The sequence below is a fragment of the Merdimmobilis hominis genome (genome assembly GCF_016901855.1).
Lineage (GTDB): Bacteria > Bacillota > Clostridia > Oscillospirales > Ruminococcaceae > Paludihabitans.
In genome coordinates this window covers 1-11,899 of record NZ_JACJKY010000013.1, presented here as the reverse complement: position 1 = coordinate 11,899, position 11,899 = coordinate 1, and the positions used below count along the sequence as shown (strand labels likewise).

General features: G+C 50.8%; 10 protein-coding genes. 5 read left to right on the top strand and 5 right to left on the bottom strand.

Annotation, left to right across the window (positions count from 1 at the left end):
• Positions 1-92: 92 nt before the first annotated feature.
• Positions 93-449, bottom strand: coding sequence for a hypothetical protein (locus H6A12_RS08640; RefSeq protein WP_204446926.1), 357 nt, complete (start codon positions 447-449; stop codon positions 93-95).
• Between the two features lie 192 nt (positions 450-641).
• Between H6A12_RS08640 and H6A12_RS08635 the strand changes: the two genes are divergently transcribed.
• Positions 642-2,012 carry an MATE family efflux transporter gene (locus H6A12_RS08635; RefSeq protein ID WP_204446924.1) on the top strand — a complete coding sequence of 457 codons (1,371 nt, stop codon included), beginning with the start codon at positions 642-644 and terminating at the stop codon, positions 2,010-2,012.
• Positions 2,013-2,068: 56 nt separating this feature from the next.
• Here H6A12_RS08635 and H6A12_RS08630 read toward each other — a convergent pair whose 3' ends face one another.
• From H6A12_RS08630 to H6A12_RS08620, 3 genes are read right to left on the bottom strand one after another with little or no spacing between them, the layout of a single operon-like run.
• The gene (locus H6A12_RS08630) at positions 2,069-2,578 is read right to left on the bottom strand and encodes a GNAT family N-acetyltransferase (RefSeq protein WP_204446921.1); all 510 of its coding nucleotides are present in this window, start codon (positions 2,576-2,578) and stop codon (positions 2,069-2,071) included.
• Positions 2,575-3,843, bottom strand: coding sequence for an O-acetylhomoserine aminocarboxypropyltransferase/cysteine synthase family protein (locus tag H6A12_RS08625; protein ID WP_204446919.1), 1,269 nt, complete (start codon positions 3,841-3,843; stop codon positions 2,575-2,577). Before H6A12_RS08625 ends, H6A12_RS08630 begins: the two co-directional genes overlap by 4 nt.
• A 16-nt stretch (positions 3,844-3,859) precedes the next feature.
• A complete protein-coding gene (locus H6A12_RS08620) occupies positions 3,860-5,788 on the bottom strand; it encodes an ATP-binding cassette domain-containing protein (protein ID WP_204446917.1) in 1,929 nt (642 codons plus the stop codon).
• Positions 5,789-5,942: 154 nt separating this feature from the next.
• Between H6A12_RS08620 and H6A12_RS08615 the strand changes: the two genes are divergently transcribed.
• The gene (locus H6A12_RS08615; protein WP_204446915.1) at positions 5,943-7,295 is read left to right on the top strand and encodes a PepSY1/2 domain-containing protein; all 1,353 of its coding nucleotides are present in this window, start codon (positions 5,943-5,945) and stop codon (positions 7,293-7,295) included.
• A 43-nt stretch (positions 7,296-7,338) separates the two neighbouring features.
• Here the strand turns inward: H6A12_RS08615 and H6A12_RS08610 are convergent, their stop codons facing one another.
• The gene (locus H6A12_RS08610; protein WP_204446913.1) at positions 7,339-8,322 is read right to left on the bottom strand and encodes an ABC transporter substrate-binding protein; all 984 of its coding nucleotides are present in this window, start codon (positions 8,320-8,322) and stop codon (positions 7,339-7,341) included.
• A gap of 209 nt (positions 8,323-8,531) precedes the next feature.
• On the opposite strand from H6A12_RS08610, the gene ilvB reads away from it, so the two are divergent.
• From ilvB to ilvC, 3 genes are all read left to right on the top strand, one after another.
• Positions 8,532-10,142, top strand: coding sequence for a biosynthetic-type acetolactate synthase large subunit (gene ilvB / locus H6A12_RS08605; protein WP_204446911.1), 1,611 nt, complete (start codon positions 8,532-8,534; stop codon positions 10,140-10,142).
• A gap of 18 nt (positions 10,143-10,160) precedes the next feature.
• A complete protein-coding gene (gene ilvN / locus H6A12_RS08600; RefSeq protein WP_204446908.1) occupies positions 10,161-10,652 on the top strand; it encodes an acetolactate synthase small subunit in 492 nt (163 codons plus the stop codon).
• A 75-nt stretch (positions 10,653-10,727) separates the two neighbouring features.
• Complete coding sequence (ilvC, locus tag H6A12_RS08595; protein WP_204446906.1) at positions 10,728-11,726, top strand: ketol-acid reductoisomerase; 999 nt, start codon at positions 10,728-10,730, stop codon at positions 11,724-11,726.
• Positions 11,727-11,899 lie beyond the last annotated feature (173 nt).

Genomic DNA, 11,899 nt, shown 5'->3' with positions numbered 1-11,899 from the left:
ACACCGAACAGGTTTCCTGTCCATTTTTCCGTGTTTGCACAAAAAGACGTCCGGCATATGCCGAACGTCTTTTTCAGTCCGCCAGACTGCAATTATTTATAAATTGTAATCTTTCCGATCAGCGGAAGCGGTTTTGCTTTGCCGGTTGCGGCATTGACAATGCCGATCACCATAAACACAACAACAACAACCCAAAATGCAAACGACAGCAACGATGCAAGAATCCAGCCGGTAATCGGAATGAATGCGAGAATCGTGCTGACAATCGCCAGTGCAATCGAACCGACGACGTCAAAAATCAAAAAGACAATGCCTTGATTGACATGAAATTTTGTGTACGGGGAATTTTTGTACACAAGCATCGGAATCAAGAAAAAGATTCCGAAATACGAAAGCCATGCAATCGATTTTGTTTGCTGAATGTCGTTTGGATCATATTGCTGATACATAAAAAAACCTCCTTTTCGGTGTTATTTTTATTATAATTAACCGAAATACATTTGTCAATAAAAAAAGAATTTTTCATTAAGAAATCGTTTCTTGTTATTTTTATGCATGCTTGCTATACTATAATGTAATGCGTACAAAACACTTTTTTGCTGTGCGTTGTACTTTACCAAAACAGAAAGGAAGTCTTTTTCTTGAAACAAAATGACTTAGGGCGCGACAAAGTCGGTGCCCTTCTTGTTCGTCTGGCGGTTCCTGCCATCACGGCACAGCTCATTAACGCGCTGTATAACATTGTCGACCGCATGTACATCGGACATATCGCAGAAGTCGGCGACACGGCACTGACCGGTGTCGGCGTCACGTTCCCGATCATCATGCTCATCTCTGCATTCTCCGCGTTTGTCGGCATGGGCGGTGCGCCGCGCGTTGCCATCAAAATGGGCGAAGGCAGAAAAGACGAAGCCGAAGAAATCGTCGGCAACAGCTTTATCACCCTCATTTTCATTTCTGTCATACTGACCGCTGTATTTCTGCTGTTCGGCAAGCCTCTGCTTTTGATGTTCGGCGCAAGCACCGAAACGCTCCCTTACGGGCTTTCGTACATGAACATCTACGTCTGCGGTACGATCTTTGTCCAGTTGGCGCTCGGTATGAACCCGTTCATTTCAACCCAGGGCTATGCGACCACCTCGATGCTCACCGTTTTAATCGGCGCCATCACCAACATCGTGCTCGATCCGATTTTGATTTTTGGATTCAATATGGGGGTGCAGGGTGCTGCGCTCGCAACGATTCTCTCGCAGGCACTCTCCGCCGCATGGGTCATTCGGTTTTTGTATTCGAAAAAAACACAGCTACGCATCCGTACACGCTATTTTAAAATCAAACCGGCCGTCATTCTGCCGGTCATGGCGCTCGGTGTTTCGCCGTTTATCATGCAGAGCACCGAAAGCCTTGTGAACATTGCACTCAATTCCTCGCTTCAGCGCTATGGCGGCGATATTGCCGTCGGTGCAATGACGATCGTCGGCAGTGTCATGCAGTTTTGCCTGATGCCGCTGCAGGGACTCACCCAAGGCGGTCAGCCAATCATCAGCTTTAACTACGGTGCCAGACAAAACGACCGTGTCAAACAGGCATTTCGCTATGTGCTGATTGCGGCGGTTTGCTATTCGGCGGCACTGTGGTGCTTATCCATGTTCACGCCGCAGCTGTTTGTCTCCATGTTTACAAACAAACCGGAGCTGTTTGACAAAGCCGTTTGGGCGCTCCGGATTTACATGGCAGGATCGATTGTATTCGGCATTCAGATTGCGTGCCAGCAGACGTTTGTGGCACTCGGTCAGGCGAAAGTTTCGCTGTTCATGGCGCTTCTGCGTAAAATCGTGCTGTTGATTCCGCTGATTTTTATTCTGCCGCCGTTTTTTGCCGACAAGGTGTTTGCCGTGTTCCTGGCAGAACCGGTTGCAGACGTTGTGGCATCGCTCACAACCGGTACGGTATTCTTGATCCTTGTGCCGACCATTTTAAAGAAAAACGTTGCAGGTGAACTGCACTCGTAATCATCAAAACAAGCAAAACAAAAAAGGTGAGGAAAATTCCTCACCTTTTTTCTTATTTATACGAGCCGTTTGCTCAGATACAGCACAAGCCCGTCATCATTTTGACACGGTGCATACGGTGCAAGCGGTTTGTCCTCATACCAGACACCGCTCCCGTCCGGCACATAGCCGCGTTTTATATACATCCGCTGTGCCGTACCATAGCCGCTGTGCAGTCCGACGCCGAGCGAAATCATATCGCTTGTCTTTTTTGCCTCTGCTTCGACCGCATCCATGATCGCGCTGCCGATCCCCTGCCGTCCAAACGGAAGAAAGACGTTGAAGTCATTCACAACCGGAATCTGCCGGTTTGCAAACGGGCCGTGCGGATCATTCGGCAAAAGTGTCGCATATCCGGCAGGCTCGCCGTTTACCTCCGCGACAAACACCTGCCGCCTGCCGCTGCACTGATCGTCATAATAGCCCTCGAGTACTTCGCGCGGCTTTTCCCAGCCCTGTGCCGCAAATGCACGCAAAAACGCATCAATGTCCGATCCTTTCATCGGACGGATCACAAAATCACTCATTTCTCGAGTGCAGCAAAGCCGCGGTCCAAATCAGCCAGAATATCTTCCACATTCTCGAGACCGACGGAAAGGCGGATCATGCCTGCATCAATGCCGGCAGCGACGAGTTGCTCGTCGGTGAGCTGGCGGTGGGTTGCAGAAGCCGGATGGAGCACGCAGGTGCGGATATCAGCAACATGCACCACGTTCGATGCGAGTGTCAGATTGTCCATGAATTTGACAGCCGCTTCTCTGCCGCCTTTGATCGAGAACGAGATGACGCCGCTCGTACCGTCCGGCAGATATTTTTTCGCACGTTCATGGAACGGATTATCCGAAAGACCCGGGTAGTTCACACTCTTGACAAACGGCGATTTTTCAAGATACTCCGCGACAGTCAGCGCGTTTTCACAGTACTGCTTCATACGGACCGGCAGTGTTTCAAGACCCAAGTTCAGCAAAAATGCCGAATGTGCCGCCGGATAGCAGCCGAAGTCGCGCATCAGCTGCATGCGTGCTTTGATGATATATGCCATTTTGCCGAAATCGCGGGTGTACGACACACCATGATAGCTTTCATCCGGCTCGACAAATTCCGGGAATTTGCCGTTTGTCCAGTCGAATGTGCCGCCGTCGACGATGATACCGCCGACCTGCAGTGCATGGCCGTCCATATATTTGGAAGTCGAATGCACGACAATGTCTGCACCCCACTCGATCGGACGGCACAGCATCGGTGTCGCAAACGTGTTGTCTACAATCAGCGGCACGCCGTTTTTGTGTGCAAGGTTTGCAAATTTTTCGATATCGAACACAGTGAGTGCTGGGTTTGCGAGCGTTTCACCAAACACAGCTTTCGTATTTTCTTTGAATGCTTTCTGGAGTTCCTCTTCGGATGCTTCCGCATCGACAAAGATGCACTCAATGCCGAGTTTTTTGAGCGTCACAGCAAAGAGGTTGACACTTCCGCCGTAAATCGTAGACGCGGCAATAAAGCTGTCGCCTGCGTTGCAGAGGTTTAAAATCGACAGAAGCGATGCCGCCTGACCGCTCGAGGTTGCCATCGCACCGACGCCGCCTTCGAGCGCTGCGATCTTTTTCTCCACCGCGTCAACGGTCGGATTTGCAAAACGGGAGTACATATATTCCGTCGGCATATCGAAAAGCTGTGCGATATGCTCGGTTGAATCAAAGCAGTATGTTGTGCTCTGCACAATCGGCATCACGCGCGGTTCACCGTTTTTCGGGGTATAGCCTGCATGGAGGCACTGGGTTTCACGTTTCATGATTAAAATCCACCTTTCATTCGAATGATTCCATCAGCTCGGAAAGCTCTGCCCATTCTGTGACAATGCTGTCGAGCTGTTGTTTTGTTTGTTCAAGCTCCGCGCATAAGGCGCTGAGTGCTTCATAATCAGCCGCCGTTTCCGGTGCGGCAATCTGCGCTTCGAGTGCAGTGATCGCTGCTTCAGTCTGCTCGATTTCCTTTTCAAGTGAAGAAAGCCGCTGACGCTGTTTTGTCTGCGCGGCACGCTCCTGCTTTGACCGGTAATACGACGGATTTTTCGATTTCGGCTGAACCTGCTCGCTCGCAAGCGATAAAATCCGCGCTTCTTCGCGTTTTTTCTGCTCGGCAAGATAAAAATCAAAGTTTCCGTCATAAATCTCAAGGCCGTGATCGGTCAGCTCGAAAATCCGCGTCGGTACTGCATTTAACAGATAGCGGTCATGCGATACAAACAGCAGTGTGCCCTCAAATGCGGAAAGCGATTCCTCAAGCGATTCCTTGCTCTGCAAATCGAGATGGTTTGTCGGTTCGTCGAGCACCATGACATTTGCATGCTCAAGCTCGAGCACTGCAAGCGCCACACGCGCCCGCTCACCGCCCGACAGCACGCCGATTTTTTTATATACATTCTCGCCGGTTAAAAGCACCTGTCCGAGCAATCCGCGAATCTCATATTCCTTCATCAGCGGATGGCGTCCCCAGAGCTCGTCGATCGCCGTATTTTCCGGATTTAACTGCCGGTTTTCCTGCTCGAAAAACGAAAGCTCTGTATTGGCACCCCAGCGGATCATGCCGCTTTGGGGAAGAAGTCCGAGCAATGTTTTTAACAGTGTCGATTTTCCCGTGCCGTTTTGACCGATGATCGCGATTTTATCGCCGCGCTTTACGGTAAACGACAGATTGGACGCAAGTGTGACGCGCGGCGATGTACCGACGGTAAGCGTCACATCCTTTGCAATCAGCACGTCGCTGACCGGCCGTTTATGCGCCGAAAACGAAAAACGCGGCGCAGGTGTCACGTCGATCGGGCGTTCCACCTCTTCCATCTGCGCCAGCTGATGAAGCCGGCTTTTTGCCATATTCGAAGTGGATGCACGCGCAATATTTTTTTCCGCAAACTCCCGCATGGAGGCGATTTTTATCTGCTGTGCCTCATACTCACGCATCTGGCGTTTTATCCGCTCTGCGCGCAGTGTTTTATATTTTGTATAGTTGCCCTGATACGTATAAAGCGTGTGATTTTCAAGCTCCCAGATTTTAAAGCAGAGCTTATCGAGAAAATAACGGTCATGCGAAACGACCAGCAAGCCGCCTTTGTAACCTGACAGATAGTCCTCAAGCCACATGAGCGTTTTAAAATCGAGATGGTTCGTCGGCTCGTCAAGCACCAAAAGATCGGGTTCAGAGAGCAGCAGTTTTGCCATGGCAAGACGTGTTTTCTCGCCGCCTGACAGTGCCGAAGCTGCCATATCAAGCTGCTTATCCAAAAAGCCCATGCCGTTTAAAATCATACGGATGCGTACATCTATCTCATAGCCGTTTTTGGCTTCAAAATAGGCGGCGCACTGTTCGTATTCCGCAGAAAGTGCGGCATATTCTGCACTCTCGTGATCGCAGCACGACATCTGCTCTTCAAGTGTCCGCATGCGCTGTTCGGCTTCAATGACATCCGAAAACACGCTGCGCATTTCCTCGTAAATCGTGTTTGTGCCGGTGATGCCGCTGTTTTGCCGCAAAAGACCGATGCGTACGCCGTTTTGCACGCTGACATCCCCGTCGTCAGGAGACAGTACGCCGCACAAAATGTGCAGAAGCGTCGATTTTCCGATACCATTCGCGCCGACAAGACCAATGCGGTCGCTGTCCTCGATTGTGGCAGAAAGATCGTCAAACACGAGCGCATCGCCAAAATATTTTGTAATATGAGTCAGTGATGCAAGCACACTGTTCCCTCCTTTTCTCAAGTTTTTATTTTACACAATTTAAAGAAAGAAAGCAAGCAGAGAGTTTTTCGGTTTCTTTTTTTGCATAACATTCCTGTTTTCTCACATACTACTCCTAAAAAACGAATGTAAGAAAGAGGAGTGGACTTTATCCATGAACGTAACGCTTTCCCGCCGCGGCGCGGTACGCTTTGTTTGCTTTTCGCTGGCGTTTGTGCTGACACTCACCGGTCTTGCCATGCAGTACCGCATCAAAAGTCTGAAACAGCAGCGCATTCTTGAAAACCAGCTGATGCAGACGATGAGCAACCTCACACTATATGCCGGCAATGTACGCAGTGATCTTGAAAAAATCCAGTATGTAAACACCGCGCCGATGCTCTCGACGCTTTCGTCAAAACTGTGGCGCGAAGCATCGTTTGCAAAAGAAGCGCTCGACCAGCTTCCGCTTGCACAGAATAACATGACAAACACGAACAAACTGCTTTCGCAGATCGGTGACTACTGCGTAAGTCTTTCGAAAAAGTTTAACGAAGGACAGCCGCTGACCGAAGAAGAGCGAAACAATCTGCGTCTGTTATGCGAATACTGCGACAAGATGATTGCGGAAATCGCAGCGTTTCAAAACGAACTGCAAACCGGTTCCATCAATTATGAGATGATTCGCTCGGATGTGCGCAGTACCATGAACGATGACACCGATTCTGTATCCGTCGCAGAGGGATTTGCCGAATTTGAGGAAGGATTTGCGTCGTATCCGACACTCATTTACGACGGTCCGTTCTCCGACCATATTCTCACCCAAACACCGCGCGCACTGATCGGAAAAAGTGACGTACTGCAGGAAGAAGCGATGAAAACGGCACAGTCCGCTTTTACAAAGGATGTTTCGCTCAGTGCTTCCGGAATGGAATTTTCGCGGATGCCGTCGTGGTGCTTTGAAGGCGACGGTATCTATGTGACCGTAACGCAGTGGGGCGGCTATCTGTGCACCATGTCAAACGACCGTATTCCAGAACACAGAGCCATTGATGCAGAACAAGCAGTCAGCCAGGCGCAGTCGTACTTGGAATCGCTTGGCTACAAGGATATGAAGCTGTCCTATTACGAAATCACCGGCAATCTGCTGACGGCAAACTTTGCAGCGGTGCAAGACGGCGTGATTTTATATCCGGATCTCATCAAAGTCGGCGTAGCGCTCGATAACGGCGAAATTCTTTCACTCGATGCGCGCGGCTATCTGATGAACCACACCGACCGCGCCGCAACCCTTTCACCCACCCTTACGCGCGAAGCGGCACAAGCGTGTGTGAGCGATGTGCTCACCGTCAAAAAAGCGAACCTCTGCGTCATTCCCTCCGACGGCCTGACCGAAGATCTCTGCTGGGAATTTTCATGCGAAGCGTCTGACGGCACACAGGTGCTTGTGTATGTAAACGCGCACACCGGTGTCGAAGAACAGCTCCTGATCCTGCTCATTTCCGAAAACGGACAGCTGACTGTTTAACCGATTCCAGCAAAAAAAGAACCGCCCGATGGGCGGTTCTTTTTTATTGAGCAGAAGATTCCGTCACTTCCACATTTTCAATCGAAAAATCAATGTCCGGATACATTGCCTGTGCCGCTGCGCGCAGTGCTTCGACCACGTCTTTGGTTCCTGTGCGCATCAATTCACGGTCGAACACAACGATATTGCCGGCTTTCACTGCTTCGTTTGCTGCGAATGTTTCGCTCTGCGTCAAGTTCTCCGCCGTAAGCGGTGCAGCCGCCAGCACGATATCCGCCGATACCGACAGATCATCGGCTGTATACGATGTGCCGCTCACAGCATTCGTGCCGAGAAGCGACAGCAGCGCGCCCTCGAATGTGTCAGGCGTCGCCACATACGGGTCAAGCGTGCAGACTGCCAAAAACGATTTTTTCTCAGCCGGCAGTTTTTCAACGATTGCTTCTACGTCGCTCTGCATCGCCTGTACGAGTGCGGCACCTGCGGTGTCTGCCTCAATCGCGCCGTCCATGACACGAATCACCGCGTCATAACGTTCATACAATGCGTCGAGCGAATCAATCGCCGGCATCACCATCACCTGAACACCTGCATTCGACAGCAATTCAAGCTGTGATTTCGTCATCGGTGCGGTTGTGAACACAATATCCGGTGCGGCGCCGAGAATGGCTTCGATGTCGGGGGCAAGCGCCGTTCCGATCGAAACGCGTGCCGGTGTTTTTGATCCTTCGGACGATTCTTTGTTTGTACTCTCGGTATTTTCCTCCGGAGTTATACTTTCTGTAGTTCCCTGCGCGAGTTCTTCCGCCGATACGGCAACAATCTGATCTTCATATCCCAAATCAACCAGCAAATTGGTGATCTGAACGGAGAGTGTTGCCACCTTCTCCGGTTTTTCCACTACGGTAATATTATTCACAGACACAGGGTATGCCTGTGCTTCTTGTTCGATTGTGTTGCTCGCACTGCATGCGGTAACCAGAAAAGTCATCACGCAGACAAGCAGTCCTGCAATCAGTCGTTTCATACAATCCTCCGTCCTTTTTTGCGTCTTTTATAAGGATACCATTTTCCCTGCGCAAATGCAACCGCCTTTGCCGCTTTGCAAAACATTCCCTTTTACCCGGACATTTGCAGACAATTTACCGCTTTATCACTATAAATTGTTGATTTTTTGATTTGTATCCGCTATAATAGAATGCAATACCGATAAAAACTGAGGAAAGGGTGTTAATTATGAAGATCACCGCCGCACAGGCAATGGTTCGCTGTTTGGAAGCCGAGGGGATTTCCGTCGTATTCGGACTGCCCGGCGCCGCAATCTGCCCTTTCTATGATGCACTGTCACGTTCTCAGATCCGGCATATTCTCGTGCGGCAGGAGCAAAACGCTGCCCATGCTGCCAGCGGATATGCCCGCATCACAAACAAACCGGCGGTCTGCATTGCAACCTCGGGTCCCGGTGCATTAAATCTCATCACCGGCATCGCCACCGCTTACATGGACTCGGTGCCGCTTATTGTCATCACCGGTCAGGTCGTGCGTGAGCTTTTGGGCCGCGACGTATTCCAGGAAGCTGATATCACCGGTTCGTGCGAGCCGTTTGTCAAGCACAGCTATCTCGTCAAAGATGCGGCGAGCATCCCGCGCATTATGAAAGAAGCGTTTCACATCGCTTCCACCGGCCGGAAAGGCCCGGTGCTGATTGATATTCCGTTTGACGTACAAAAAGAAACGATTTCATTTTCCTATCCGGACAGCGTGCAGATTCGCAGCTATAAACCGAACACCGTCGGCCATCCCGGTCAGCTAAAACGGGTTGTCACTGCACTCAAACATGCAAAACGTCCGCTTATTTGTGCAGGCGGCGGCGTCTTTTTGGCGGATGCACAAGATTCTTTGGCCGCATTTTCCGAACAGACGAATATTCCGATTGTCACCACGATGATGGGACTTTCCGCCGTTTCGCCGAACAATCCGCGCAACTTGGGCATGATCGGCATGCACGGCTGTACCGGTGCAAACCGCGCGATGAACAGCGCGGATGTGATTTTGCTGATCGGCGCACGTGTCGGCGACCGGGCAATTATGTCGCCGATGGGACTTGCGAAAAACGCGCTGATTATCCATATCGACATTGATCCCGCCGAAATCGGCAAAAATATCGAAACGGACATTCCGCTCGTCGGTGATGCAAACAATATTCTTTTGGAGCTTTGCGAAAAAGCGGACGCCATCACCTGCGAGCCCTGGTATGAACCGCTCAAACCCTCAAAAGCTGCAGCGCATGAACCGTATGCCGGTTGTGTCCGTCCGCAGCACGTGATCGAAACGCTGTGCAGTCAGTGTGAACCCGATGCGGTACTCTGTGCCGACGTCGGTCAAAACCAGATCTGGGCGGCACGCAATTTTGCTATCGAACGCGGCCGGTTTCTCACTTCCGGCGGCATGGGCACCATGGGCTATTCGATTCCCGCGGCATACGGCGCAAAACTCGCCGCACCAAACCGTCAGGTCATTGCCGTATGTGGTGACGGCTCGTTCCAGATGCAGATGATGGAGCTTGCAACACTGTGTGCAAACAAAATTCCTGTCAAAATCATCGTCATGAATAACGGACGGCTCGGCATGGTGCGCGAACTTCAGGACAATCAATACGGCGGCAACAAAACGGCTGTATTTTTAGATGGCAATCCTGATTTTGTGGCGCTCGCAAACAGCTATGGGATCGAATCCGCGCGTGTCACAAGCGACGATGCGCTGAATGAAGCAATCACCACAATGCTTTCGTCGGACGGACCGTATCTGCTCGAATGTGCGGTCAGCCCTGCCGAACCCACGCTGTAAGGAAAGGAGCCAAACGGTATGAAATATACGATCTCCATTCTCGTCGAAAACCACGCCGGCGTCCTTTCCCGCATTTCGGGACTGTTTTCCCGCCGCGGCTTCAATATCGACAGCCTTGCAGTGGGTGTGACTGACGATCCGCAGATTTCCCGTATTACGATTGTCGTAAACGGCAGTGAATATATGGTCGAACAGGTGGAAAAACAGCTGAACAAGCTCATCGACGTCATCCGGCTTCGCCGCTTAAAGCAAAACGAAACGGTCAGCCGCGAATTGATGCTTGTAAAGGTTGCCTGCACCGTGCAGACACGCAGCCAAATCATTGACATCGTTCGTGTGATGGATGCAAAGGTCTGCGATCTTTCCAAAACAACACTGACCGCTGAGCTTTGTGCGGAAACAGATCAGCTCAAGCTTTTCTGTGACCTGCTCGAACCGTACCATATTCTCGAGGTGGTACGCACCGGAACCGTCGCGCTCGCAAAGGGCGACGACATTGTAAACGCTTAACCGCCGCAGCGCATTTTGCGTTTCGGCAGCGATAAATATGAAAGACAGCTTTGTCTTACAGGGAGGAACTTTATTATGGCAAAAATCTTTTATCAGCAGGACTGCAACATCGATCTGCTCAAAGGCAAGACGATCGCCGTCATCGGCTACGGCAGCCAGGGTCACGCACATGCGCTCAACGCACACGAAAGCGGCATGGATGTCATTGTTGGCCTGTATGAAGGCAGCAAAAGCTGGGCAAAAGCAGAAGCTGCCGGCTTGACTGTCAAAACCGTTGCAGAAGCAGCGAAAGCGGCTGATCTTGTGATGATTTTGCTGCCGGACGAAAAACAGGCAGCTGTATATGAAGAGAGCATCGCTCCGTATATGACCAGCGGCAAAATTCTCGCATTTGCACACGGCTTTAACATCCACTTCGGTCAGATCAAACCGCCGGCTGATGTCGACGTTATCATGATCGCACCGAAAGGCCCGGGCCACACCGTCAGAAGCGAATATGTTGCCGGAAAAGGCGTACCGTGCCTGGCTGCTGTTCATCAGAACGCTTCGAGCCGCGCAATGGATTACGCACTCGCTTATGCGGCTGCAATCGGCGGAAGCCGTGCAGGCGTTTTGGAGACAACCTTCAAACAGGAAACTGAAACCGACCTCTTCGGCGAGCAGGCAGTGCTGTGCGGCGGTGTAACCGCTTTGATGCAGGCTGGCTTTGAAACACTGGTCGAAGCAGGCTATGATCCGCAGAATGCATACTTCGAGTGCATCCACGAGATGAAACTCATCGTTGACTTGATCTACGAGGGCGGCTTCTCCCGCATGCGCTACTCGATCTCCGATACCGCAGAGTACGGCGACTATGAAGTAGGCAAACGCATCATCACCGACGAGACCAAAAAAGAGATGAAAAAAGTGCTCACCGAGATTCAGAACGGCACATTTGCACGCAACTGGATCCTCGAGAACCGCGTGGGCCGTCCGCACTTCAACGCAGAACGCCGCATGCATGCAGAGCACCAGCTCGAATCTGTCGGCAAAGAACTGCGCAAAATGTATTCGTGGCACAAAGACGAAGAATAATCATGCATTTAAAAAAGGTGAGGCGTTTGCCTCACCTTTTTTGTATATGAAAAAATAACACGAAGCAAAAGCGTAATGTCGTTAGCGAAGTTTTACGCAAACCGAGTGGGATAACGGAAAAGACAGTATAGTCTGCGTGACTATGCTGTCTTATTCTTTTTATTGCTGATTTA

Bases quoted from the DNA above. Each gene is read 5' to 3' on its own strand.
- H6A12_RS08625 (WP_204446919.1), bottom strand. From the start codon at position 3,843: ATGAAACGTGAAACCCAGTGCCTCCATGCAGGCTATACCCCGAAAAAC.
- ilvN (WP_204446908.1), top strand. From the start codon at position 10,161: ATGAAATATACGATCTCCATTCTCGTCGAAAACCACGCCGGCGTCCTT.
- ilvB (WP_204446911.1), top strand. From the start codon at position 8,532: ATGAAGATCACCGCCGCACAGGCAATGGTTCGCTGTTTGGAAGCCGAG.
- H6A12_RS08640 (WP_204446926.1), bottom strand. From the start codon at position 449: ATGTATCAGCAATATGATCCAAACGACATTCAGCAAACAAAATCGATT.
- H6A12_RS08610 (WP_204446913.1), bottom strand. From the start codon at position 8,322: ATGAAACGACTGATTGCAGGACTGCTTGTCTGCGTGATGACTTTTCTG.
- ilvC (WP_204446906.1), top strand. From the start codon at position 10,728: ATGGCAAAAATCTTTTATCAGCAGGACTGCAACATCGATCTGCTCAAA.
- H6A12_RS08630 (WP_204446921.1), bottom strand. From the start codon at position 2,578: ATGAGTGATTTTGTGATCCGTCCGATGAAAGGATCGGACATTGATGCG.
- H6A12_RS08615 (WP_204446915.1), top strand. From the start codon at position 5,943: ATGAACGTAACGCTTTCCCGCCGCGGCGCGGTACGCTTTGTTTGCTTT.